This window comes from Natronomonas sp., from assembly GCF_028274965.1.
Classification (GTDB): Archaea; Halobacteriota; Halobacteria; order Halobacteriales; family Haloarculaceae; genus Natronomonas.
This window is the reverse complement of the sequence record NZ_JAQCNO010000045.1, coordinates 1-24,434: the sequence shown is the minus strand read 5'-3', so window position 1 is coordinate 24,434 and position 24,434 is coordinate 1. Positions and strand designations below refer to the sequence as shown.

Annotated in this window: 23 protein-coding genes; 10 read left to right on the top strand and 13 right to left on the bottom strand. The window is 68.7% G+C overall.

The genetic code is table 11. The features are described from left to right. Positions 1-43: 43 nt before the first annotated feature. From Q0916_RS05980 to Q0916_RS05950, 7 genes are all read right to left on the bottom strand, one after another. On the bottom strand, positions 44-1,186 hold the full coding sequence (locus Q0916_RS05980) for an acyl-CoA dehydrogenase (RefSeq protein WP_299235676.1): 1,143 nt from the start codon (positions 1,184-1,186) through the stop codon (positions 44-46). 184 nt (positions 1,187-1,370) lie between these two features. Beyond that, complete coding sequence (locus Q0916_RS05975; RefSeq protein ID WP_299235674.1) at positions 1,371-4,085, bottom strand: BGTF surface domain-containing protein; 2,715 nt, start codon at positions 4,083-4,085, stop codon at positions 1,371-1,373. Positions 4,086-4,453: 368 nt separating this feature from the next. Beyond that, positions 4,454-4,855, bottom strand: a complete 402-nt coding sequence (locus Q0916_RS05970) for a DUF4864 domain-containing protein (RefSeq protein WP_299235672.1) — start codon at positions 4,853-4,855, stop codon at positions 4,454-4,456. A 112-nt stretch (positions 4,856-4,967) separates the two neighbouring features. Then, positions 4,968-5,204, bottom strand: a complete 237-nt coding sequence (locus tag Q0916_RS05965) for a hypothetical protein (protein WP_299235671.1) — start codon at positions 5,202-5,204, stop codon at positions 4,968-4,970. Between the two features lie 121 nt (positions 5,205-5,325). Further along, a complete protein-coding gene (locus Q0916_RS05960; RefSeq protein ID WP_299235670.1) occupies positions 5,326-5,619 on the bottom strand; it encodes a hypothetical protein in 294 nt (97 codons plus the stop codon). Between the two features lie 81 nt (positions 5,620-5,700). Next, the gene (locus Q0916_RS05955) at positions 5,701-6,147 is read right to left on the bottom strand and encodes a nuclear transport factor 2 family protein (RefSeq protein ID WP_299235668.1); all 447 of its coding nucleotides are present in this window, start codon (positions 6,145-6,147) and stop codon (positions 5,701-5,703) included. 53 nt (positions 6,148-6,200) lie between these two features. After that, a complete protein-coding gene (locus Q0916_RS05950) occupies positions 6,201-6,680 on the bottom strand; it encodes a DUF456 domain-containing protein (protein WP_299235665.1) in 480 nt (159 codons plus the stop codon). Between the two features lie 154 nt (positions 6,681-6,834). On the opposite strand from Q0916_RS05950, the gene Q0916_RS05945 reads away from it, so the two are divergent. Beyond that, positions 6,835-7,806 carry a DUF3592 domain-containing protein gene (locus Q0916_RS05945; RefSeq protein WP_299235663.1) on the top strand — a complete coding sequence of 324 codons (972 nt, stop codon included), beginning with the start codon at positions 6,835-6,837 and terminating at the stop codon, positions 7,804-7,806. 62 nt (positions 7,807-7,868) lie between these two features. Here Q0916_RS05945 and Q0916_RS05940 read toward each other — a convergent pair whose 3' ends face one another. Further along, positions 7,869-8,219, bottom strand: a complete 351-nt coding sequence (locus tag Q0916_RS05940; protein ID WP_299235660.1) for an ArsR/SmtB family transcription factor — start codon at positions 8,217-8,219, stop codon at positions 7,869-7,871. A 156-nt stretch (positions 8,220-8,375) separates the two neighbouring features. Between Q0916_RS05940 and Q0916_RS05935 the strand changes: the two genes are divergently transcribed. Further along, positions 8,376-8,960 carry a response regulator gene (locus Q0916_RS05935; RefSeq protein ID WP_299235657.1) on the top strand — a complete coding sequence of 195 codons (585 nt, stop codon included), beginning with the start codon at positions 8,376-8,378 and terminating at the stop codon, positions 8,958-8,960. A gap of 48 nt (positions 8,961-9,008) precedes the next feature. Here the strand turns inward: Q0916_RS05935 and Q0916_RS05930 are convergent, their stop codons facing one another. Further along, on the bottom strand, positions 9,009-9,203 hold the full coding sequence (locus Q0916_RS05930; protein ID WP_299235654.1) for a hypothetical protein: 195 nt from the start codon (positions 9,201-9,203) through the stop codon (positions 9,009-9,011). 184 nt (positions 9,204-9,387) lie between these two features. Here Q0916_RS05930 and Q0916_RS05925 point away from each other — a divergent pair, with 184 nt between their 5' ends. Further along, the gene (locus Q0916_RS05925) at positions 9,388-9,888 is read left to right on the top strand and encodes a hypothetical protein (protein ID WP_299235651.1); all 501 of its coding nucleotides are present in this window, start codon (positions 9,388-9,390) and stop codon (positions 9,886-9,888) included. Positions 9,889-9,976: 88 nt separating this feature from the next. Continuing rightward, positions 9,977-11,614, top strand: coding sequence for an ATP-binding protein (locus tag Q0916_RS05920; RefSeq protein WP_299235648.1), 1,638 nt, complete (start codon positions 9,977-9,979; stop codon positions 11,612-11,614). A 62-nt stretch (positions 11,615-11,676) separates the two neighbouring features. Here the strand turns inward: Q0916_RS05920 and Q0916_RS05915 are convergent, their stop codons facing one another. Next, positions 11,677-12,774, bottom strand: a complete 1,098-nt coding sequence (locus Q0916_RS05915) for a PGF-CTERM-anchored ABC transporter substrate-binding protein (RefSeq protein WP_299235645.1) — start codon at positions 12,772-12,774, stop codon at positions 11,677-11,679. Positions 12,775-12,832: 58 nt separating this feature from the next. Between Q0916_RS05915 and btuC the strand changes: the two genes are divergently transcribed. The 3 genes from btuC to Q0916_RS05900 all read left to right on the top strand — a co-directional run bounded on the left by btuC (position 12,833) and on the right by Q0916_RS05900 (position 16,484). Further along, positions 12,833-13,879 (top strand): vitamin B12 ABC transporter permease BtuC, encoded by a 1,047-nt coding sequence (gene btuC / locus Q0916_RS05910; RefSeq protein ID WP_299235642.1) that lies wholly within the window; start codon positions 12,833-12,835, stop codon positions 13,877-13,879. Next, positions 13,876-15,060, top strand: coding sequence for an ATP-binding cassette domain-containing protein (locus Q0916_RS05905; protein ID WP_299235639.1), 1,185 nt, complete (start codon positions 13,876-13,878; stop codon positions 15,058-15,060). The genes btuC and Q0916_RS05905 overlap by 4 nt, the downstream gene beginning before the upstream one ends. 152 nt (positions 15,061-15,212) lie before the next feature. Beyond that, positions 15,213-16,484: an MFS transporter gene (locus tag Q0916_RS05900; RefSeq protein ID WP_299235636.1), complete on the top strand. Its 1,272-nt coding sequence runs from the start codon at positions 15,213-15,215 to the stop codon at positions 16,482-16,484. Positions 16,485-16,503: 19 nt separating this feature from the next. Here Q0916_RS05900 and Q0916_RS05895 read toward each other — a convergent pair whose 3' ends face one another. Next, complete coding sequence (locus Q0916_RS05895; protein WP_299235633.1) at positions 16,504-17,433, bottom strand: prenyltransferase; 930 nt, start codon at positions 17,431-17,433, stop codon at positions 16,504-16,506. Positions 17,434-17,649: 216 nt separating this feature from the next. Here Q0916_RS05895 and Q0916_RS05890 point away from each other — a divergent pair, with 216 nt between their 5' ends. From Q0916_RS05890 to Q0916_RS05880, 3 genes are all read left to right on the top strand, one after another. Beyond that, complete coding sequence (locus Q0916_RS05890; protein WP_299235630.1) at positions 17,650-18,207, top strand: metal-dependent hydrolase; 558 nt, start codon at positions 17,650-17,652, stop codon at positions 18,205-18,207. 62 nt (positions 18,208-18,269) lie between these two features. Further along, a complete protein-coding gene (locus tag Q0916_RS05885) occupies positions 18,270-19,259 on the top strand; it encodes a GDP-mannose 4,6-dehydratase (RefSeq protein ID WP_299235627.1) in 990 nt (329 codons plus the stop codon). 117 nt (positions 19,260-19,376) lie between these two features. After that, on the top strand, positions 19,377-22,289 hold the full coding sequence (locus Q0916_RS05880) for an oligosaccharyl transferase, archaeosortase A system-associated (RefSeq protein ID WP_299235624.1): 2,913 nt from the start codon (positions 19,377-19,379) through the stop codon (positions 22,287-22,289). Positions 22,290-22,318: 29 nt separating this feature from the next. On the opposite strand, the gene Q0916_RS05875 is transcribed toward Q0916_RS05880, so the two are convergent. Further along, positions 22,319-23,149: an ABC transporter permease gene (locus Q0916_RS05875; RefSeq protein ID WP_349254512.1), complete on the bottom strand. Its 831-nt coding sequence runs from the start codon at positions 23,147-23,149 to the stop codon at positions 22,319-22,321. Positions 23,150-23,190: 41 nt separating this feature from the next. After that, complete coding sequence (locus Q0916_RS05870; protein ID WP_299235618.1) at positions 23,191-24,249, bottom strand: ABC transporter ATP-binding protein; 1,059 nt, start codon at positions 24,247-24,249, stop codon at positions 23,191-23,193. Between the last annotated feature and the right edge of the window lie 185 nt (positions 24,250-24,434).

The window sequence follows — 24,434 nt, the reverse complement described above, 5'->3', positions numbered from 1 at the left end:
GTTTAGACGAGCCGCCCGCCGACGGCCGTCGGAGTCCGGGTTCTCACCCGAACAGTTCGCTCGCGATCGTGTTCCGCAGCACCTCGCTCGTGCCCTCGTAGATCTCGTTGAGCTTGGCGTCCCGGTAGAAGCGCTCGGCCGGGAAGTCCTTCGTGTACCCGTAGCCGCCGTGGACCTGGATGCCCTCGTTTGCGACCTCCCGGGAGACCTCCGAGGCGTACAGTTTCGCCTGGGCGGCCTCCTTGACGAAGTCCTCGCCGTTCATCTTCTTGTCGGCCGCCGAGTGCATGAGCAGGCGGGCGGCCCGCGTCTTCGTGTCCATGTCGGCGATCTTGTGTTGGATCGCCTGGAACTCCGAGATGGGCTCGCCGAACTGCTCGCGCTGTTGGGCGTAGGCGGTCGCCTCGTCGAGTGCGGCCTGTGCGATGCCGACCCCGCGGGCGGCGATCGTGATCCGGCCGCCGTTGAGCGTCTTCAGCGCCTGCACGAAGCCCTCTCCCTCCTCGCCGAGGCGGCGGGACTCCTCGACGTGGAGGTTCTCAAAGCGGAGTTCGGCGGTCGGACAGCCCTTGTCGCCGAGTTTGTCCTCGGTGCCCTCGACGATGAAGCCGTCGTCCTCCTCGGGGCGGACGACGAACGAGGAGATGCCCTTGTTGCCGGCGTCGGGGTCGGTTTTTGCGAACACCGTGACCGTGTCGGCGACCGAGCCGTTCGAGATCCACAGCTTCCCGCCGTTGATCACGTACTCGTCGCCCTCCTTTTCGGCGGTCGTGCCCATCGCGGGGACGTCGCTGCCCGCCTGGGCCTCCGACAGCGCGAACGCGCCGATCTCCTCGCCCATCGCCAGCGGCGTGAGGTACTCCTCTCGTTGCTCCTCGTTGCCGAAGGCGTAGACCATGTTGCCGGCCAGAGAGATGTGCGCAGCAACGACCGTCCCGAGTCCGCCGGATCCGCGGGAGATCTCCTCTAAGGCCGCCGGGTAGGCGTGGTAATCGAGGCCGGCGCCGCCGTACTCCTCGGGAAACGGCATCCCCATCAGTCCGAGGTCGGCGAGTTGTGCGACGAGGTCCTCGGGGAACTCGTCGGTCTTGTCGATATCGGCGGCGCGGGGGACGATCTCCTCGTCGACGAACTCCGCGACCATCTCGGTGATCTGTTTTTGTTCGGCCGTCGGGGTGAAATCCATACCCATGGGTTCGGCTCTCGGCACTTTACTGTTGCTCTCTGAGGGGTTTCGCCGACGGCGGGATCGAAGCGGAGCGCCGCGGCTACCCGGCGTGACGCGTCAAAAAATGAAACCGCAAGCCGCAAGCCGCAACCGCAAACCGCGGGACTGAGTCGGACCCGCGAGGGTCGTCGTCAGTTAGTGCTTACTCTTGGGCGTTCCGACGGGCTGCGAGCAGCGCAGCGCCGAGGAGCGCGATGAGCGCAACCACAGCACCGAAGCCAGGCTGGTCTTCGGTCCCGTCGTCAGCGGCCCCATCGTCGCCACCGTCGTCGGCTGCGCCGTCGTCCATCTCACCGTCGTCGGCGGAACCGTCGCCGCCGTCGTCGGCGGATCCGTCGTCGGACGCGCCGTCGTCACCTTCGCTCGGGACGGTGATCGTCAGCGTACCGGTTGCGCTGTCGTCGTCCGTCGCGATGCCGTGCTCGTAGGAGCCTTCGGCGAGTTCGGACGTGTCGACGCCCTCGAAGGCGACCTCGGTTTCCTCACCGGCGTCGAGTTCGACCTGCTGGGAGTCGAGCTCGTCGCCGTCGAGCGTCAGTGCGACGCTCTGGTTACCGGAGGAGTCACCCTCGTTGGTGATCGTCGCGGACACGTCGATGGCGGTACCCTGCTCGACCTCGGCTTCCTGCGGTGCGAGGTTCGAGACGCTGAAGGTAGCGCCCTCGAGTTCGGCGACGACACCCGCTGCCTCGCCGTTGTCCTCGAAGTTCTGCTGTCGGATCTCCGCATCGAACTCGGTTCCGGACTCGATGTCCGAGAAGTCGAGCGTGCCGCTGAAGGTGCCGTCGTCGTTGACGGTCACGTCGTCAGCGGTTCGCAGGAACGCGGCGTCACCGGTGCCCTGCGCTCGGATGTCGAACTCGGTACCCGGAGCGATGGTGGTCGTGCCGGAGATTTCGGCGTCCTCGCTCGGCGGGACGGTGACGTTCTGGTTGAGCGTATCGAACTCGACCTGTCGATCGACGACGCTGACCTCTTGGGAGGCGATCTGGTCGTCGTCGCCGAGTTCGAACCCGTCGTCACCAACCACGTTGTCTCGGTCGAACTCAGCCGCGTACCGCGCCGAAACGTTGTACCGCACCTCGAACGTCTCGTCGGTCGGCAGGGCGGTCTGAGTGCTATCGTCGTCGGGCCGCTGGACAACGATGTCCTCGGCGCTGACGATGGCGTAGACGGTGTCGTTGTTACGATCAACGATCGTATCGAAGTTGCCCGCGCCGGTGGCCGTCAGGTTGAGTTCGAGCGCGTCTTGATTCGGCGCCGAATCGACCTGCTCGTACTCGACGGTCAGGTTGCCCTCGTTGGCCAACAGAGCCGCCGCGTCAGTTCCGACACCCTGGACGCCGGAGACGCCGATCTGGTGAACGAGAAGGTCTCCCCGGCTGGCGCGGTTGTCGTCAACGTCGCCGATGGAGATCTGGTTCGTCTGTGAGATCGTTCCGTCCTCGGCGGAGTTGAGGATCGCGTCGATGTCCTCAACCTCCTCGTCTTCGGGGGAGATCGAAGCGTCCGCGCGCCAGACCTGCATCGAGTCGGTTGAGCGCTCGGTCAGATCCATCGTCGCAACGTCGAAGTCGCCGAGATTGTCGCCGCTCTCACCGTCCTCCTGCAACTGGAGATCGTAAGTGCCCGCAGCGAGAACCGCATCTAGGTCATCCGAACCGCCGGTCTCTTCGGCGCTGATGATATCGCCTTGATCTTCGGCCGTTCCGAAGACGGCGCCATCGTCGAGCGTCATCTCGTCGATGTCAGTCGGATGGCTGTCGATATCGCTAATGTCCTGTTGCCCGGCCGTCCGGGTGTTGAACAGCACCGTGAACTCGTCGTCGTCGTTCGTTTCCACAGTGGCGTTAGCTTGGTAGCCGTCATCGTCCAGCGTACCGACAGTCAGGTTGACCTGATCGGTGTTGCCTTGGACGGTGCCGCTGATCTCGACAATGTCGCCACGGGTCTCGGTGAAGGTGCCCTCGTCGAAGTCAGCGTCGGCGTCGACGTCCTCGAGGATCGTCAGATCGGCCGTCGATTCGGCCGTCGTGTCGTTGACCTCGAACTCGAGTTCGTACTCGCCCGCGTCGATGTCGGAGCCGACGGTAATCTCCTCGTCGAAGTTGTTGTCGGTGATCTCGATCTGGATCGCGTCATCATCGCCGTCGAGATTAGGGTTTTCAAGGTTTGCGAGGTTCTGGCTCGAGAGGTTGTTTCCGCCGCTCGAGAAGAACAGCTCCTGTAGGTCCTCGTTATCGAGGTTGTCGTCGGCTTCCGTGACGTTCACGAAGAAGGACGCACGCTCGTTGGACGTGAAGTCAAAGTCGATGTCTTCTCCGGCTCTGACTTCGGACTCCTCGTCGTCGTTCTCGAAGGCCGTCGACATCGTCTGAGAGTTGACACCGAACTCTGCTGCGTTGAAACCACTGCTGAGCGTAGTGTCGTTGATAGTATCGGTGGCAGCCAGGAACCCTGTATCGCCGTCTGTAGTCTCGAATCGGATTACGTACGACTCACCCGACTGCAGACTATCTGTTTCGAACGTAGTCGTATTATCACTATCCAGTGAACCAGTCAGCGACGTGGTTGCGGTGATCGGGTTACCGCTATCTCTGTCGGTGACCCGTTGGATCTGAACCGTGTCGCCCTCAGTGACATTGAAATCATTGTTGGGTGTGGTATTTACCGTGCTGAAGTCAAACTCAGTTTCCTGTCCTTGGAAGATCGATGCACCATTTACATTCGTGTCGTCAATGGTACGGTCCTGCGCCGCGGCACTCCCGGCGAACGCCACTGTCCCTGCGAACAGCCACAGGAACATCAGCGCTGCGAGGAACACCGCACGCAGCTTGTTGTTGTTGTCTCGTGTCATTGTTTGTATCGGTTGTCGCACCGCAGTCGGCGGCACCACGTCGTACACCGCGCAGCGCAAGCACCGGCCACGCGGATACTCCATACTGCCACCATGGGTAGGGGTACGGTTCGTAGGTCCAACGCTTGGTATAAATGCTTTGTGGGATTCGGAAGGTGTGCGATAGCGTCTCGTGGACGCGAACGGCCCCGAACGGGCGTCTCCGGGCCGCATCGGGTATCCGGCGGTGTACCGACCCGTATATAAACCCCGCCGGCGACCGCCGCCGTGTCCTCACAGACGACCCCGGACAGGGTGCTGTGCGGCTGACGCGCCGGCGCCGTCGGGGGCGGTCCGCGAACGCCCGATCGGCGGACGAGACCGGCAGCTCACTCGAGTACGACCCGATCGGTGAGCCAGTGGCCGTCGAGTGCGCCCTCGCGTCGCCGCGAGAGGCCGAAGGCGTACGTCTCCGTCCGCCCGTCCGGGCCGGTGAGCGTGACGCGCTGTTCGGCGGTGGCTCCGTCCCGTTCTACCGGTCCGGTCGTCGCCTCGACGTGATCGACCATCGGGGCGTACTGCGGTCCGGTGACCATCCGAACGAACCGCTCAAAAGGCCCGGTCGCGCGCCGGTTGGCCGGCGAGGCGAAGTTGTACGCGGTGCCGATCCCCGCGTTCTCGAAGGGGTCGTCGTTGGTCGCAAGCGCCGTCAGCTGGACGTCGACGACCCGCTCTGGCTCGAACTCGGGATCCGGCGTCGGGAGGCCGGCGATGGGAAACTCCTCGGTCATCGGTTACGTACCGTATCGCGGGGCGCGCACAAGCGGTTTACGCCGGTGTAGTCCCGGTGCTCGAAGGGGGTGCGTACCGAACGGTACGCGGACGCACCGTACCACAGGCGTCTCACTCGGCGCCGTCCGGCTGAAGCACCCCGCTGCTTTGGCTGGCCAACGCCGCCCCGTCCCGGCGGGAGTCGATCGTCGTCCCGCACTCGGGGCACTCGTAGTCGAGGCGGTCGGCGTGGACCTCGATGATCCAGTCGCCGTTGATCAGACTCGCGCGGTCGCAATCGGCACAACAGAGCCTCGCCTCGTGGGACGGCCGCCGCTCGGAGGGTGTATTGGAGGGTACCATTCCCATACGTAGCGTCCGGCCGCCAATAACGGTGTCGTCCTCGGCTTCGGAGTGATTTGGTCCGCGCACACGCGAGGCCGCCCGCACCGAGCGCCGAAGATCCCGCTGGCCCGGCGGTGTGGCCGCGTCACTCGGCGGCCGAGCGGAGTTCGGTCTCGACGGTTTCGACCGCCGCGTCCACGGCGTCGAAACGGCTGGTGCCGACGCGTTGACACCCCTGGGTCCGGTCGAGACGGACGGCGCGTTCGCTGAGGTGATCCGGCCTGATCGTCAGTTTCGCCGCGGCACAGACGCCGTCGTCGCCGGCGATGCGGTACTCCACGATCCCGCCGTCGTTGTCGGTCCGAGTCCACTCCCCCGGCGGGGCCGGGAGCCGGTCGGCGAGTCGGTGCGGATCGGCCGACGTCCGCGTGTTCAGCATAAATGATTGTAGGCGCTCGGAGGACAAGAAGCCGTCGGCGGCGGGCGGCGCGGGAGGCCGGGTTGCGTTCGCTCCGGGGCCTCACAGGTCGTCGGCCGTGCTGACGTGCATCCCGACGAACCGCCACCGATCGGCCGATCGCGCGAGCGTCCCGCTCCAGCGGGTCTCGAACTCGCGGCGGCGGCCGGAGCCTCTCGTCGTCCACGCCATCGTGACCTCGTCGCTGAACCACGCACAGCGGTCGCGCTCACAGACCCGGAGCGCGTGACTTTCTACGTCCCAGTCGGTCGTCGTCTCCGTCTGTGCCCGGAGCCCGCTTCGGATCTCCTCGCTGCCGACGAGGCGCTCGGAGATGCCGAACTTCACGAAGGGGTCGTCCCCGTTGTCGTCGCTCTCGTGCTCGCTCGTGGGTCCGGTTCTGCTCGCGGGTCCGGGTGCAGTTTCGTCCTCGGAGGCGAAGTACGGGCCGAGCGGGTCGCCCGCCCGGAGCGCGTCGTAGTACGCTCGCACGGTCGTTCGCGGGTCCATGCGGCGGCGAACGGCCGGCGGCGGCAAGTGTCCGTCGGTCGGGCGGACGGCGATCAGAGCCACACCGCGAGCAGGAACCCGACGAGCATCGACGCCGTGAGCAGGACCTGCATCGCCGCGGAGGCGAGCATGCCGACAGCCGTGACCGCCGCGGTCCGCGCCCCGCGGCGGGCGTCGCCGTGACGGAGGTACTCCGAGAGGAACACCGCCCCGACAACGCCGAGAAGCGCACCGAGCGGGCCGAGCACGAACAGAAGCCCGACGGCCGCGACGGCGGCGACGGCCGTCGTCCGCACCGACGCGCCGCCGATCCGCGCCGAGATCGCGCCCTCGAGGAGATCGACGGCGACGGTGCAGACGCCCACGGCCACGAGCCCGAACAGCGCGAGGGGGCCGGGATCACCCGTCGCCAGCCAGTAGTACGCCACCCCGAGCGTCGACACCGCACCGCCCGGCACCAACGGCACGACGCTCGCGACGACGCCGGCGACCAACAGCGCGGTCGCGACGACGATCGGATCGAGCGGGCTCATCGACCGAAAGGACGGCGAGAAGCGAGGAAACGGTGTCGGAATCCACACCGTCGGCGAGGGCAACTCGTCGCCGCACGGACCCGGCTTTCGGGGAGTTGCTGGCCGTGAGACCCGTCCGAGGATTTACTAACGGGTCTTCGTACACTCCGATGGCATGCAGTTCACCGTGCGGGAAACGCCGGTCACGGTCACCCCGCTGATCCTGATCGCGCTCCTCGTCGGGATCGGTGTTGCCGGCTACGGCGGGTACGACTACGTCCAACAGTCGAACGCCGTCGAGGACGCCGTTGCGGTCGAAACGACGGTCACGGAGGCGGAGATCAGCAGGTCCGCCGGACGGCGGGTTTATTACCGCGTCAGCGTCGAGCACACCTACCGGTACCGGGGTACCCGGTACACGAGCGAGCGGATGTTCCCGGGATCGACCGATCCGATATACGTCGCGCGAAGCGACGCGGAGCGCGCGATCGAGCCCTACGAGCCCGGCGCAAGGGCCGTCGCCTACGTCGCTCCCGGCGATCCGGGGGCCGCGTTTCTCGAGCGGCGGACGACGCTCGCGCCGTTCAGGCTCGTCGGGATCGGGGGGCTCATCGCCGTCCTGACGGCGCTTCACGCCGTCGGCGCACGCACCCCGGGACGGGACACGGCGCTGTCCGCGGCCGACGACGGCGAGTCGGCGCGCTACGAGACGCTTTTCGGGGTCGACCGCGACGCCGTCAACCGGATCAGCAAACGGCTCCTCGTGGCCGCTCCGACGCTTCTGTTCGGTGCGATCGTCTCCGCGGCGGCGCTTCTGTACGCCGCGGAGTCCTCGTCGGTGCGGGCGAGGCCGACGGATCCGGTCGGGATCGCGGTGCTGACGGCCGCCGTCGCCGCGGTCGGGCTGGTGGTCGGGCTCGCGCTGTACGCGGTCTGGTCGTTCACCGAGTACCGCCGCCTCCGCGATCGGATCTCGGGCCCCCGGCCGCCGAGCCCGTTCCGGCACCCCTCGCGGCTCGTCACGATCCTCTATACGAACGACGGCCTCGACGCCTACGGACGGCGCGTGAAACTGACGGGGTTCGCCCTCGTCGCGATCGCGTTTCTCCTCGCGGTGTTCGCGCGCGTCCTCGTCGCGGCCGCATAGCGCAACCGGGGTCGAAGCGCTCGCAGAGCCGGCGCCCCGATCGACCGCGTCGCGCCGAGGGTTCAGGCGGGGCGGTCGACGTCGATCCGGTCGGCGTCGATAGAGAGCACCAGGCGGTCGACGTCCGTCGCGAACTGCTTGCGGTGGTAGCCGTCGGGGTGATACGAGACCGACGCCTCGACGACGCCGGCGCTCTCGAGACGGTTGAGTCGCCGGTACACCGTTGCGCGCGAGAGATCGAGGCGCTCGGCGATCTCCCGCGCCGGGAGCGGGCCGGCGCTGATCGCTTTCAGTATGGCCCGGGCGTACTCGTCGCCGAGCATCGCGAGGACGGCCCCGGAATCGACGGGCGGGGTCTCGTCCCGTTGTGCGCCGGTCGGTTCGGGGCGGCCGTAGGGAGTCGCGTTCGACATCGTCACGACACACTCGTGCCGACTGCCATTTGTAACGCGATGCTACACACCTAGGTCCCCTCTTCAGGGGGTACTCTAGTAGTACAGAGTCCGGCGCCCGCGGGGGCGAATCTGAAACCCGTGGGTATTAATCGGTGTGGTCGGTAGGTGTCGGAGATGCCAGAGGACATCTACGTCAGCCAGCCGCGGGTGCTCATGGTTGACGACGAGAAGGAGGTCGCCGACGCCTACGCCCTCCGCCTGGAGGGCGTGGCCGACGTCACGGTCGCCTACGACGGGGCGGCGGCGCTGTCGGCGATCGACCCGTCGGAACCGCCGGACGTGGTCCTCCTTGACCGGCACATGCCGGACCGCTCGGGCGACGACGTCCTCGCCGAACTCCGCGAGTACGACATGCACACGCGGGTGATCATGGTGACGGCCATCGATCCGGGCCTCGAACTCCTCGATCTCCCCTTCGACGATTACCTCTGTAAGCCGGTCGAACGCGAGGACATCAGGGCCGCCGTCGATCAGCAGTGTCGGGTCCTCGCGTACCGACTCCTGGGGGAGTACTTCGAGTTGGAGTCGAAACGGGCGGTGATCGCCGCCGAGTTGCCGCCGGATCGGTTGGCCGACCACGAGGAGTTCGCCGCCCTCGACGGGCGGATCGCGGCGCTCCGCGATCGGGTCTGTCGGCTGCTGCCCGACGCCGAGGAGATACTCGAGGCGTTCGCCGGTATCGATCGCAAGGGCTACTGACAGAGAGCGCACGGACGGAACGGACATGCGCACCCGCTGACGAGGCCGCTATGCGCTCCGAGCCGCCCGCTTCAGTATCTGCGGCGTGAGGATGACGTCGAGAAGCGCCATCGCCAGCATCGCGAACCGGAGCGTCCGGTCCTCGATGAGAAACAGCGCCATTCCGGCGATCACCGCGGCCGTTACCGCCGGCGCCCCCCACCGAAAGAGCGGATTGCGGAGCGGATTTGCCTGTGCCGACATGGACGACGGTTCGCGGGGGGCTCGGATACCGGTTCCGGGGTGTTTCGCCGGGTGAAACACCGAGGCCGGACGCGGGTCCGAAACGCCCGCCCCGATTCCGGGTCGGCCGGCGCTGTTTCAGCCCCGGACACACGGCGCGTCGGTTTATGTCTCCCGTGACACTCCACCGAAACGCGACCGACGAATGACGCGACACGGCACCCATCGGGACGCGACGACGAGTAGACGACGGATCCTCCGGGTCGGCGGCGCGGCGGCGCTCGCATCCCTCGCCGGCTGTACGGCCGCCGTGGATCGCCTCGCGAACCGCGTGCTCGGGGACGTCAACGTGCTCAACCAACTGAATCGGACCGTCAGCGGGTCCATCGAGATCGCCGGCCCGTCCGATGGGACGGTGCTCACCGAGACGTTCGAGGCCCCCTCGACGGAGTCGGGCGGAGAGAGCAACGTCGTGGCGTACGACGACGTCTGGGAGGAGACGGGCGCCCACCGGGTAGAGGTCGAACTCACTGACGTCGAACTCGAGGGGGTCTCACAGACGAGCGAGGCGGTGTCGATCGGGGACGTCGACGAGGAGATGGTCGGCGTCCTCGTCGGCTCCGGCATCGAGGACGAACCGATCGCGATCCGCGCCGGCGAGTCGCTCTCCGAGTTCGGCGGGGCCGCCGAGAACGGGTCCTCATAGAGGCCGGACGAGGACCGCACGGCGGACGACGCGAGCGAACGACGCGGAGCGGACACGGGCGATCCGGGGGGACGAACACCGACGACACATGACGCTCGTATCGACGCTGCTGACGGTCGGGCTCACCGCCTCGGCGACGGGGTGTCTCCTCTGGGCGCTGTCGCGGACCGTACGGAGACGCGAGGCCCCGAGTGCGAAGCCGTTCATCGCGCTGCTCGCCGTGTTGGCGCTGTGGGCGGCCGCCTCGCTCTGCGGCGAACTCCCCGCGATCGCGCCCGCCGACGCCGTCTCGACGCTCTGTTCGTCCGTCCGAGTCACCGCGGCGTTTCTGCTTCCGGGGGTGTGGGTCGCGTACGCCCGCAGCTACACCGGCCGGCGGCTCTCGCGGCGGTGGACGGCGGCGCTGTTTGCGTCTCTCGTGCTCCCGCTCGTCTGGGGCGGCGTCGTCCTCGCGACGGCGTCCTCCGAGACGGCGATCGAGCGTCGGTTGGCGCCGCTGGTCGGGATGGAACTGCTCGTCGCGTTCTGTCTGTACGTGTACGGAACCTACGTGATGGTGAGCTTCGGCGGTGACCACCCCCGCGTCTCGAACGCGCAGGTGGCGGTCGTGACCGGCGGGGTCACAGCGCCGTATCTCCTCGAACTCGCCCGGGACTCCTCGGAACCGGTCGGCGGCGCGAGCGTGGGGCTGCTCGTCGCGGGCGCGCTGTTGGCCGTCGCCGTCCGGCGGTATCCGGTCACGACCGGCTTTCCGAAGGCCGATCACGTCGCCAGAACGCGCGTCGTCGAGACGCTCCGGGAGGCCGTCCTCGTCCTCGATTCGGACGGGTACGTCCTCGACGCAAACGAGGCTGCGGCCGACCGCTTCGGCGAGGGCGCGGAACTGGTCGGCGAGCCCCTGGAGACCGTCGCCGACGGGCTCGGGGACGCGGACCTCTCTGCCGGCTCCAACGGGACCGTATCGCTGCGAACGCCGGAGGGGCGGCGCCGGTTCCAGTTCAGCGTCTCCGGCGTCTCCGATTCCGCGGGCGGCGGCGAGCCGGTCGCCCGGACGGTCCTCCTCCGGGACGTGACCGACCGCCGGACCCGCCGACAGCGGCTCTCGGTGCTCAACCGCATCCTCAGACACAACGTCAGAAACGATCTCGACGCGGTGTTGGCCCACACGAACCGGATCGACGACGAGGACGTCCGCACCGAGATCAGGACGATCCTCGACAGGACGGTCCGGCTCGGCACGAAGGCCCGAGAGACAGAAGAGGTGATGAGCGCCCTCGCGGACCCGCCGACGACCGTCGACCTCGCGGCGGTCGCGCGATCCGTCGCCGATCGGTTCCGGTCGGACGTCGAGCGGGGCGAGATCGAACTCGACGCGACGGCGATCGAAGCCGTGACCCACGAGGCCGTCGTGCGGCGTCTCCTCCGTGAGTTGCTCGAAAACGCGCTCGAACACGCCGACAGCGACGCTCCCAACGTCCGGATCACCGTCCGGGCCGGGCCGGGAGAGACCGCCGAGCTCGTCGTCGCGGACGACGGGCCGGGCATCCCGGATCGGGAGCGCGAGATCCTCGCCGCCGGGGCGGAGACGCAGGCGAAACACGGCCGCGGCATCGGGCTCTGGTTCGTGCGCTGGGCCGTCACACAGCTCGGCGGGGAGCTCGCGTTCGACCGGAACGACCCGACCGGCAGCATCGTCACGGTGCGGCTCTACGCGAACGGGGCGTGAGCGGTTTCGTACCGAAGCCCGGCGTCGAGCGAGCGGGCGCACCGCGGCGTGCGGTGTGGCCGTCAGCGGCGTCGTTCGGCGAGAAGGACGCCCACGGCGAGCGCGATCAGGGCGGCGGCGGCACCGAACCCGGGCGCGTCCTCGGGGTCGCTTTCGCTTCCGGCCGCGGTGTTGCCGCCATCGGTCTCGGCCGCCTCGAGGGCCGCCGCGAGCTCCTCGATTGCGATCACGACCCGCGGTCCGGGCTGGCTCAGGTAGTTCCCGTCGACCGCGACGACCTGGTCGTTCCGGACGGCGAACGTCGAGGCGAACGCCTCGGAGTCGGGGACCCCCGAACCGTCCTCGGAAACCAAGATCACCTCCGGGTCCCACTCGACGACGGCCTCGTCGCTGATCTGTCCGTAGCCCTCGATGCCGTTTTCGGCGGCGACGTTCGTGCCGCCGGCCGTCGTGATGATCTCGTCGATGAACGTCCCCGAACCGGCCACCACGTGGCCCGCCGGTCCCCCGGAGTAGTGCAGCACGCGCGGCGACTCGCGGCCCTCGGTCGCGTTTTCGACCGCCTCGATGCGGTCTCGGTACTGCGCGTTCGCGTCGGTCGCCGCCCCGCAGGACCCGATCAGCCGACCCGTCAGTTCGGTCTTCTCGGCGACGGACGACAGCGACGTCCCGAACCCGAACACGAAGACGGTCTGGTCGGCCGCCCGGAGGCCGCTGACGGTGTCGTCGGGGACGACGTTCGCCGCGAGGACGACGTCGGCCTCCAGCGCGACGACGGCCTCGCGGTTGACGCTGAACTCGTCGGCGTTGGTCACGTCCTCCCTCGTACCGATGCCCGCCAGGTACCCCGTGTAGGGGCCGACGGGCGCCCCGACGACCCGGTCGGCCGCGCCGAGTTCCCAGACGGTCTGTGCCGTGCTCGGCTGGAGGACGACGATCCGCTCGGGCCGTTCGGTGACCGTCACGGTGGTGTCGGTGGCGTCCGTCTCGGAGACCGGAAACGAACACGTCGGCGACGCGTCGGGTCCCGACTGTGCGCCGACGGGGGCGGAGACAGCGGCGACACCCACGGCGGCGACGACGAGGGCGGCGAGCAGGACCGATCGGAGCCGAGTCCGGGATCGAGCGCCGCGGGGCCGGGGCCGGGATTGAGAGCGCATACCCGAACAGAGCGGGGAGGACAACAAGTATTTGCCTAACACAACCGCAGTTGTACGCATGGTTCTCCGGCGGACGCTCGCGTGGTCTGCGGCCCTCGGCGCGCTCCTCGTCGCCGTGGTCCTCGCGAGCACCGCGTTCGGGTACGCGGCGATCGGTCCGTTCGAGGTCGCGTACGTCCTCCTCGGCCGGATCCGGGTGCCGACGGCCGGGGGCGGTTCTGTCGTCTGGATCCGGCCGTTCGCCGCCGAGGTGCCGCGCTCGACGGAACTCATCGTCCGGCAGATACGCCTCCCCCGGATCGCGCTCGGCGCGATCGTCGGCTTCGCGCTCGCCGCGGCCGGGACCGTGATGCAGGGGTTCTTCCGGAACCCGATGGCCGATCCCTCGATCATCGGCGTCTCCTCCGGGGCCGCGGTCGGTGCCGTCGCGTTCATCGTCGTGCCGCTTTCGGTCCCCTTTGGGCGCCCGGCGTTCGCCTTCGGCGGCGCGCTTATCGCCGCCTTCCTCGTGTACGCCGTTGCGACCGAGGGGGGCCGGACGCCCGTCGCGACGCTGCTTTTGGCCGGTATCGCGTTACAGACGTTCCTGGGGGCGGTGATCTCGGTGCTGCTGTTGAGCGCGGGCGATGACCTCGAGACGGCGGTGTACTGGCTGATGGGTCACCTCCACGACAGCACGTGGGGGCGGGTGCGCCTCGCGTTGCCGATCGTCGCGGTGTTTTTTCTCGTCCTGCTCGCCTACGCGCGGGACCTGAACGTCCTCCTGCTCGGGGAGTCGGACGCCCACACGCTCGGGATCGAGGTCGAGCGAACGAAACGCGTCCTGTTGGCGACATCGAGCGTCGTGACGGCCGCCGCCGTCGCCGTGTCGGGCGTCATCGGCTTCGTCGGGCTCATCGTGCCCCACGTGATGCGGCTCGTCGTGGGGCCTGACCACCGGATCCTGTTGCCGACGAGCGCGCTCGCCGGCGCCGTGTTCCTCGTCGCGACCGATACCGTTGCGCGTTCCGGGCCGACCGAGGTGCCGGTCGGGATCGTCACCGCGGCGCTCGGAGCGCCGTTTTTCCTGTACCTGCTCCGGAGCCGGGAGGTGCACGCGCTGTGATCGAACTCGACTCAGTCGGCGTGGAACGCGGCGGGAAGACCGTCCTCGACGGCGTCTCGCTCGCCGTCTCGCGGGGCGAACTCCTCGCCGTCGTCGGGCCAAACGGCGCCGGCAAAACGACGCTTCTGCGGACGTGCAACGGGCTGATCGAGCCCGACGAGGGGACCGTCTCGCTCGACGGCGCGGACGTGACCACGCGCTCGGCCCGGGAGATCGCCCGGCTCGTCGCGACGGTCCCTCAGGAGACGCAGTTGGCCTTCGATTTCGACGTCGAGGACGTCGTCGCGATGGGCCGAACGCCGCATCGGTCCCGGTTTGCCACCGCCGACGAGGCCGACCGCGACGCCGTCGAGTCGGCGCTCGAGCGGACCGAGACAGCGCGGTTTTCCGGTCGGTCGGTCGGGAGCCTCAGCGGCGGCGAGCGCCAGCGCGTCGTCCTCGCTCGGGCGCTCGCCCAGCGGACGCCCGCGCTGCTTTTCGACGAGCCGACGGCGAGTCTCGACATCAACCACGCGGTCCGGACGCTCTCGATGGCAAGCGGGCTCGCCGGGGAGCGAACGGCCGTCCTCGCGGCCGTCCACGATCTGGACCTCGCCGCGTGGTTCTGCGATCGGCTCGCGCTCGTGGCGAACGGCGGGCTCCTCGCCGTCGGGCCGCCGGAGGCGGTGTTGACCTCCGAGCGGCTCGAGACCGCCTTCGGCGTCAGGGCCGCCGTCGGGACGAACCCGGTCACCGGGACGGCGACCGTCACGCCGCTGTCGGCCGATCCGCCCCGCGGGTATCGGGTCCACGTCGTCGGCGGCGGCGAGGCGGCGGCGCGGACGCTCGGGCGGTTGGCCGATGCCGGCTTCGAGATCACCGCCGGCGTGCTCCCGGCGGGGGACGTCGCCGCGGTGACCGCCCGATCGGTCGCGCGGGACGTCGTGACGGCACGGGCGTTCGCGCCGATCGGTCGCGAGCCGCGCTCGGCGGCGAAGGCGCTGCTCGGAGCCGCCGACGCGGTCGTCGTCGCCGGACCGACGGCCGACGCGAACGCGGAACTCGTGGGCGGGCGGTCGGGCCGGGTGTTCGCGACGGACGCCGCGCCCGACCCGCCGTCGAACGCCCGCGTCGTCGCCGAAAGCGAACTCGTTGCGGCGCTCGACGGCGAGGACGTCCTCGCCTCCGCCTCGTCGGCGTAGGGCGCGCCCGCTCACCGTCGTTCGTCCGCGCTCGTGGAGGCCGACGCCGGTCTGACCCGACCCGATGTGACCCGACGCGGCGTCGGTGTCGGCGTCGGCGGATGGGTACGGTTTTTTGCGTCCGAGCCGGAGGTCGGTCAACGGCATCGCGCATGAACCCACAAGCCGCGACCGACAGGAGCCGAACCGAGGCGGCGATCGCGTTCGGGGTCTACGTCGTCGTCCTGACGGCGGCGTACTACTACAACCTCACCTTCGTCCAGCTCGGGCTGACCGACATCGGTGTAGAGCGGGTGGGGCTGTCGCCGGGGGCACTCGCGGCCGCGATGGGAACGCTGGCGGTCGCGACCCTCTCGGTGACGCTCGTCGCCGGGAGCCTGCTCGATCGGCTCGGGCCGGCGGTCGGCGTCCGGTTCAAGTTCCGCGTGCTGTTCGGCGTCATCGCCGCACAGATCGCGGCGACCCGCGCCGTCGGGGCCGTCGACTCCCCGGCCGGGTTCATCGCGTGGATCCTCGCCGCGTCGGTGCTTTTGGGGACGGCGATCCCGTTCGCCTTCGGCCTGCTTTCCGATCTCGTCGTCCCCGAAAAGCGCGGCTACGCCGCCGGGGCCGTGACCGCTCTCGCGTTCTCTCTGGCCGCGGTGTTCCCGTTCCGATGGACGGCCGGGCGCTTCGCTCCGGCGGCCATCGCCGTGTTGGTTCCGGCCGGGCTCCTGCTCGGTGTCCTCTCGACCCCGGGGGCGCGTCCGGGGCGACTCGCCCACCGGACACGGGGCGACGCGGCGCCGGGATCGGGGCTGTCGACGACTACGACTACGACTACGGCGACGGTCGTCGCGGGCGTGGTGCTCCTGTTCGGCGCGTTCTTCGTCGATAGCCTCGGCTTCGTCCGCATCGTCGAGGCGTCGCGTTTCGTCGACGCCTCCTGGCAGTCGCCCGACGCCGGCACGCGGGGGCTGATCGCGTCGGTCCACGTCGTCGGAGGGCTCGCCGCCGGCGTCGCGTACGCGAAGGCCGACCACCGCTGGCTGTTCGCCGCGGCGTTCGCGCTGTTCGCCGCCGCGCAGTTCCTGTACGCCTACGACGCCGTCGTCGGGGGCCCGGCGGTCCTCGCCACGCTTCTGTCGCTCGTCTACGTCCTCGCCGTGAGCTGTTATACGACCGTCGCGTTCGCGCTGTGGCCCGACCTCGCAACGCCGGGGGCTGTCGGGAGGTACACGGCCGTCGGGATCGGCGTCGGCGGCTGGCTGGCGACGTTTGCGAGTACCGCCGTTGCCCTCGCCTCCGAGCGGTCACAACTGCCGCTCGGAGGCCACCTCCTCGTCGTCGCCGCCGTCTCGGTCGGCTTTCTGTGTCTCACCGCCTGGCTGCTGTACGGCGACCGGGTCGCCCCGGAGGGGTCGACGCCCGCGGAGGCGCGCTGAACGGCGTTCGCGGGGTCTCTCAGAGCCACGCGGCGAGGAGCATGCCGGCACCGAGCGTCGCGATCGTGGCCTGCGTCCACAGGATGTGGGCGCCGAGTTCGTCGTCGGTGATCTCCGGGTCCGTCCCGGAGTTGATCCCCCGGAAGACCGGCACCAACAGCGCGACCGGCAGGACGGCGATCGCGACCGTCGCCGGCAGCGCGCCGACGGCGATCGGGTACAGGACGCTCGCGACCGTCGCCCCGACGAGCGCGACGTAGAGCTGTCCCGCCCGGCGGCGGCCGAACACGATCGGCACGTTCACCCGCCCGTTCGGCCGGTCGGCCTCGACGTCGGGGAACTCGTTCAACAACAGGAGGTTGAACCCGACGAGAAACATCGGCACCGAGAGGTACAGCAGGCGCTCGGTGAGCGTCCCGGTCTGGACGTATCCAACCATGACCGTCGGGAGGAACGTCAGCCCGAGACCGCAGGCGAACTCGCCCAGTCCGACCCGGGCGAACACGTCGGTGTAGCCGACGACGAGCACGGCCCCGATCGCGTAAAAAAACGGCACCACCCGCCCGAACTGCAACGCGAGCGGGACGACGAACAGCCCGCTGAGCAGGAGCGACCCGACGCCGAAGGCGAGCGCGCGGCGGTAGGTCACGGCCCCGCTCGTGAGAACGTCGTTCCCGCCGCTGTAGGGCGTCTCCTCCGTCGCTTCGTCGATCCCGGTCCGGTAGTCACTCACGAGGTTGAGGACGTTGACCGCGACGTGTCCGAAGAGGACGCTCCCGAGGGCCAGGGCCGTGTTCGCGGGGTCGAACGCGCCGGCCTCTATCGCGGCGGCCGCCGGCACCGAAACGACGAGGAGGGTGAACAACAGGAAGGGCGCGCGTATCAACGCGAGATACGGTCGGATCGCCCGGCGGTCGAGGGCGGCCGGCGACATGTAATGAGTACTCACCGTACGTGGGGTATCGGCTTATGCGTTTTGTCCGTCGCGGAGCCGCTCTCTCGGATCACGCCGGATCGGCGGGGGCGGCGGGTGAACAGTGGGGTATCCGGCCCGATTCGGGCGGTCCGATCCGGCCGTTCCGATCCGGTTTGTTCGATCCGGCCGGTCCGACCCGATCGGGTCCGTTCCACAGCCGTTTTCAGCGGGTGGCGACAACGCGAAGTAGTGCTCCCGTGGGGCCACGCCGCCGTCGGGTACCTGTGTTACGCGGCGCTGTGTCGGTACAGCGACGGCGCCCGGCCGGGCGGAACGGCCGTCGTCGCCCTGGCGGTCGGAACGCAGTTTCCGGACCTGCTCGATAAGCCGCTGGCGTGGTATCTCGGCGTGCTCCCGAGCGGCCGTTCGCTCGGGCACTCGGTTCTGGTCGCTGCGGTTCTCGCCGCGATCGTGTACCGACTCGCCGCGGAGTACGGGCGACCCGAGTTGGGCGTTGCCTTCGTCGTCGGCCACGGCACGCATCTGGCGGGCGATTCGGTCTACCGGATCGCCGCCGGCGAGTTCGGCGAACTCCGCTTTTTTCTGTGGCCGGTTGTTTCGCAGTCCGGCGGTTCGGGGACTGGCTACACGATCCTCGAGGCGCTGATCGAACTCTCGAAAACCCCGGCTGGGATCTTCGAGTCGCTGCTTTTCCTCGCGACGACCGGACTGTGGATCTCACACCGCGCGCCGGGGCTGGGTGTGTGTCTCGACGCGCTCCGATCGATCGGGAGCGACCGGGGCTGACGCCGGCGTCGCGTCCGACGAGGGACCGGAACCGACAAACCGGGCCTCGCCGAACACCGGGCATGCGTATCCTCGTCACCGGCGGAGCGGGCTTCATCGGCGGTCACGTCGCCGAGGCGTTCCTTGAGGACGGCCACGACGTGACCGTTCTCGACGCGATGGACCCGTTCTACGATCTCGGGATCAAGGAGCACACCCTCGAGACCCACCGCGAAGCGGCCGACAGACACGACGTCGGGTACGAGTTCGTCGAAGGGGACGTCCGGAACGCCGACCTCATCGGGTCGCTCGTCGCCGACGCCGACGCCGTCTATCACCAGGCCGCAAAGGCCGGCGTCCGGCCGAGCGTCGAGGCGCCCCGGGAGTACGACGCCGTGAACGTCGACGGGACGCTCAATCTGCTCGATGCGGCCCGCGAGACCGATCTTCGGCGGTTCGTCCTCGCGTCCTCCTCGTCGGTCTACGGCGGTCGCGAGGAGTATCTCCCCTTCTCTGAGACCGATCCGACGCTGCCGGTCTCGCCGTACGGCGCGTCGAAACTCGCCGCCGAGCGCTACGCCTGCGCGTACCACGAGGTGTACGGCGTTCCGGCGGTCGCGCTGCGGTACTTCACCGTCTACGGCCCGCGGATGCGGCCGAACATGGCGATCTCGAACTTCGTCTCGCGGTGTCTCAACGGCGACGCACCGGTCGTCTACGGCGACGGCACGCAGACGCGGGACTTCACGTACATCGAGGACGTGCTCGCGGCCAACCGGACGCTCTTGGGGACCGACAGCGCCGACGGCGAGGCGATAAACGTCGGCTCGACGGACACGATCGAGATCGGGACGCTCGCGGCAGAGATCCGCGATCAACTCGCCCCCGAGCGCGAACTGGAGTACGCCGAGCGGTACGACGCCGACGCCGATCACACCCACGCCGACACGACGAAGGCCGAGGAGCTACTCGGGTACGACCCCGAGTACACGATCCGGGAGGGCGTCTCGGCGTTCGTCGCGTGGTACAGACAGAACCGCGAGTGGTACGAACCGCTCGTCCTCGCCTCCTGAGGCGTCCGCCCGAGGCGGGGCGTTCGGTCGTTCGTTTACTAGCTGCCGGGCGCGGTCGGCCCTGCGGTGGGGTGAGTATAACAAGGCTTATGGACGTTTTGGGACTGTCGTAGCGTAATGAGCACGCGAGACGACCTCGCCGCGGAACTCGACGCCGAGCCGGTCGAACTCCTCAGGCGATGGTATCACGTCCCGGCCCTCCTCGGGGTGTTCGCGTTCATGTTCTGGACGCGGATCCGATCGTACGACAACTTCGTCCGCGACGGTGAGGTGTATCTCACCGGCAACGACGCGTGGTACCACTACCGCGAGACGAGCTACATCCTCGAGAACTACCCGGGGACGATGGCGTTCGACCCCTGGACGGGGTTCCCGTTCGGGACGACCGCCGGGGCGTTCGGGACGCTGTGGGACCACATGATGGCCGTGTTGGTCGTCCTCGCGTCGCCGATCACCGGCGGCGGCGACGCGGGCACGCTCCAGGCGATGCTGTTCATGACGCCCATCTTCAGCGTCTTCACGGGTGTCGTGGTGTACTTTCTCGCGCGTCGGTTTCTCGATCGGTTCTTTGCGGTCTCGGCGGTCGCCATCCTCGCGTTGCTCCCGGGGCGGTTCTTTCGGATGGGGCTTGTCGGGTTCAGCGATCACCACATGGGGGAGGTCTTCTTTCAGACGCTCGCCGTGTTGGCGTTTCTCACCGCCTTCGCGGTCGCGGTCAAAGAGAAGCCGATCTGGGAACTCGTCGTCGATCGCGACTGGACAGCGCTGAAACGGCCCGCGCTGTACGCGGTCGGCGCCGGCGTCGCGCTCGGGCTGTACATGTGGACGTGGCAGCCCGGCGTGCTCATGGTCGGGTTCACCGGGATCTTCGTCGCGGTCAAGATGACGAGCGACGTCTACCACGGCGACAGCCCCGAGCCGATCGCCTTCGCCGCCGCGATCGCGATGGCGGTCGCCGGCGCGATGCAGCTCATCCCGCTCGAGGACCTCTCGTTCGGCGTCAGCGGGTACTCGCTCACGCAGATCGTTCTGCCGCTCGGCGTCGCGCTCGGCGCGGTCTTTCTGGCGTTGCTCGCCCGCCAGTGGGAGGCCCGGGAACTCGGCGCCGACAGGTACCCGGCGGCCGTCGCCGGGCTGATCGTGGTGTCGGCGATCGGGCTCTCGTTCGTTCTTCCCTCGCTGTGGTCGACGATCGTCGGCAACATTACCGGCCGGCTCGCCTTCGGTGCGAGCGCGACCGCCCAGACGATCGGCGAGGCCCAGCCGCCGCTCGCCCAACGGAGCTTCGCCGAGTTCATCCGCGCGCAGTACGGGCTCGTCTTCGTCCTCGCCTTCGCCGTGATCTGTTATATCCTCGTCCGCCCGCTCGTCGGGAGCGACGAGACGAACCACACGCTGTACGCGATCGCCGCGTTCCCGATCGTCGGCTCGGTGTACGTCATCACGCCGCTGTACGAGTTCATCGGCGGGCTCGTCGGGCTCACGTGGCAACTCGTCGGGCTGGCGATCGCAACGGCGCTTTTCGTCGGCGCGACGCTTCTGGCGAAGTACGACACCGAGGAGCTGTACTTCGTCGTGTGGGCGGGGTTCATCACCAGCATGGCGTTCACCCAGACGCGGTTCAACTACTACCTCGCGGTCGTCGTCGCCGTCGGCGGCGCGTACTTCTTCCAGCTGTCGATGTCGGCGATCGATCTGAACCGCCCGCTGACCGACGTGGAGACGATCAAGGGCTGGCAGGCGATCGCCGCGGTCTCGGTGATCGTCGTCATCGTTGCGCCGCTCGTCATGCTGACGACGCCCGTCTGGGCGGCGGGCGCGGGCGGCGGCCCCGGCCCGGTGACCGTCTGGGACGACAGCCTCGAGTGGATGAGCGAGGAGACGCCCGAACCCGGCGAACTGGAGGGCAACGACAACGCGATGGAGTACTACGGCACCTACGACCGGCCGGCCGACGGCGACTTCGAGTACCCCGAAGGGGCCTACGGCGTCCAGTCGTGGTGGGACTACGGCCACTGGATAACCGTCCGCGGCGAGCGGATACCGAACGCCAACCCGTTCCAGCAGAACGCCGGCGAGGCGGCCAACTACCTGCTCGCGCCCAGCGAGGAGCAAGCCGCCGAGGTGCTCGAACGACAGAGCACAGAGGGCGGCCAGACGCGGTACGTGATGATCGACTGGCAGATGCTCCAAGGGAAGTTCAGCGCGCCCGTCACGTTCTACAGCGACTCCGAGGTCGAACGGGACGACTTCCGGTGGGCGCTGTACAGCGAGAGCCAGGAGGGCCGGATCAGCTTCGAGACCCAACTGGAGACCCAGCGGTTCTACGAGAGCCAGATGGTCCGGCTGTTCCGGTACTACGGCAGCGCGGTCGAGCCCGACGCCCAGCCGTCGGTCGTGACCTGGGACAACGTCCGGGAGGTCGAAAACCAGCGGACCGGCGAGCGCAGCGAGGTCCGGACCTTCCGGGAGGAAAGCCAGCCCGTCGAGAGCTTCGACAACGTCACGGCGGCCCGGGAGTTCGTCAACGAGACCTCCAACGCACAGATCGTCGGTCCCTCCGAGCGCGTCGAGGCCTTAGAGCACTACCGGCTCGTCTACGACACGAACGTCCGGGGGCAATCGCTCGTGCGGACCTTCGAGCGCGTGCCGGGCGCGAGCGTCGAAGGGTCGGGCGCCGGTGCCAACCAGGAGGTCCGGGCGACAGTCGAGTTGGAAAAGCCCTCGGGGGAGACCTTCCGGTACACCCAGTTCGCCCGGGCCGACGGGAACGGCGAGTTCGAGTTGCACCTCCCGTACTCGACGACCGGGTACGACGAGTTCGGCCCCGAGAACGGCTACACGAACACATCCGTCGAGGCGACCGGGCCCTACCAGGTGACGACGGGCGCACAGGTCAGCGGTGATTTCAACATCACGCGCAACACGGGCGAACTCGAGATCACCGAGGCCCAGGTCGTCGGCGCCGACGACACGCCGGCGACGGTCGAACTCGAGGAGTCGGCGGTCGAGACCGGCGGCGGGAACTGAGACGGCCCGTCTCGCCGTCGCCGTTGCGCTCAGTAGTCCCCGAGGACGCCCAGCCGCCGCGCCCGACGCGTCGCGTAGTGGAACACGACGTACCCGCCGAGGAGGTATCCGAGCGCCACGGCGAGAAGAACGGCGAGTTCGCCGAGACCGAACTCCCACAGCCGGACGCCGTCGACCATCGCGCGCTGTAGGAGAGCGCTGCCGTGGGCCAGCGGCAGCGCGCGCGTCCACGGCGCGTCGAGGACGGGCGCCGAGATGAGGACGATGAAGCCGAACTGCAGGAGGTTCAGCCAGTTGCCGATCCGCTTGTACAGGACGGTGATCCCGCCGGCGGCAAAGCCGAGCCCGAGGACGGACGTGATCGCGAGCCCGGCGACGACGAGGATCGTGATCGGGTCGAGCCGCAGCGTCGTCCCGCTGAGAAGGAGCATGACGGCGAGGACGATCGCGCTCGTCAGGAAGGTCCGAACGACCTTCGCGGCGCCTTTCAAAAGCGCCACGGGCGCGAAACCGAACGGCGTCGTGATGTGGCGTTCGAGCGTTCCCCACTGGAGTTCGCTGCCGAGGTCGTTCGACACCGAGGAGTACGCGCCGACCGACAGCGTCCACAGGAAGTACCCGACGATGATGCCTTCGAGCGAGTCCGCAAGCGCCTGTCCGGCGACGATTCGGCCGCCGTACAGCAGGACGCCGAAGAAAAACAGCGCGATGACGATGCCGCCGATCGCGTTGGCCGGGTACCGGACGAAGATCAGGTACTCCCGATAGAGGACGGCCCGCGCGAGGTGGTAGTACGTCGCCGGGCGGGGCGTTTCGGTGTCGGCGGTGTCAGAGTCGGCGACAGCGGGATCGGCGTCGATACCAGAGTCAGCGCCGTCGCTGTCGGAGCCGGGCTCGGAGTTCACGGCGTCTCCCCGCGTTCGTCCGTCGTCGGGGCGTCCTCCGTGAGTGTCAGGAAGACGTCCTCGAGGTCGGGGTCGACCGTCCGGACGTCTTCGATCGTCACGCCGCCGGCCCGGAGGGCGTCCATCAGATCGTACAGTTCCGTCCCGCCGGCCGCGAACTCGAGGCGGGTCCGTCGGCCGTTGCGGCTCACCTCGTACACGTCGAAGTCCCGTCGGAGCGAGTCGAGGACCGACCGATCGACGCCCGTCGCCGCGAGCCTGACGCGGTTCCGATCGGCCCGTTCGAGGAGGGCCGACACCGCGTCGTCGGCGACGACGCGCCCCTCGGACATGACGATCACGCGATCACAGACGGACTCGATGACGCCCATGTCGTGGCCGCTGAGGACGATCGTCAGGCCCTCCTCGTCGGCGAGTCGCCGCAGCTCCCGCCGCAGCGTCCGGGAGCTCTCGACGTCGAGTCCGAGCGTCGGCTCGTCGAGAAACACGAGCGCCGCGCCGCCGGCGAGGGCGCTCGCGAGCGACACCTTCTGTTTCATGCCTCGCGACAGTTCCCGCACCGGGGTGTCGGCCTTCGCCGCGAGGTCGAAGCGGTCCAACAGCCGGTCGTGGCGGGCCCTAACGGAGTCGGGATCGACGCCGCGTATCGTCGCGAAGTACCGGAGGTTCTCCCGGACCGTGAGCCGCCAGTAGTCGTTGCGGGCCCCCTCGAGCATGGCGTCGACGTCAGCGTACACCGCCCGCCGGCCGGCCGCGACGTCGGTGCCGAACACCCGGATCGACCCCGAGTCGGGCACGACGATCCCGAGGGCGCATTTGATGAGCGTCGTCTTGCCCGCGCCGTTGGGACCGAGCAGGCCGACGACCGCCCCGCGGTCGACGCTGAAGCTCACGTCGTCGACGGCCACGACCCCCTCCTCGGCGCCGAAGCGCTTCGAGAGCCCCTCGATGACGAGCGCCGGTTCGTCGGCCGCGTCGGTGCCCCCCGAGCCGACTTCACCGGCGAGGGTGCCCTCCGGGGGACTCGCCCGATCCGAAACCGGGGTGTCGCTCATTGTCTCCGGTAGGGGCTCGAGCCCGATAAGCGACACCCGTCGGCGGGGAGCCGTCGGCTGCGCTCGGTCTGCTCGCTTGGCTCGCCCGCGATCGATCAAACCCGCCTTTGAGCCTCCGGGTCGTCTATACGCAAACGGGCCCGACGACGGGACACGATACGATGTACGCTTCGGGCGATACCGAT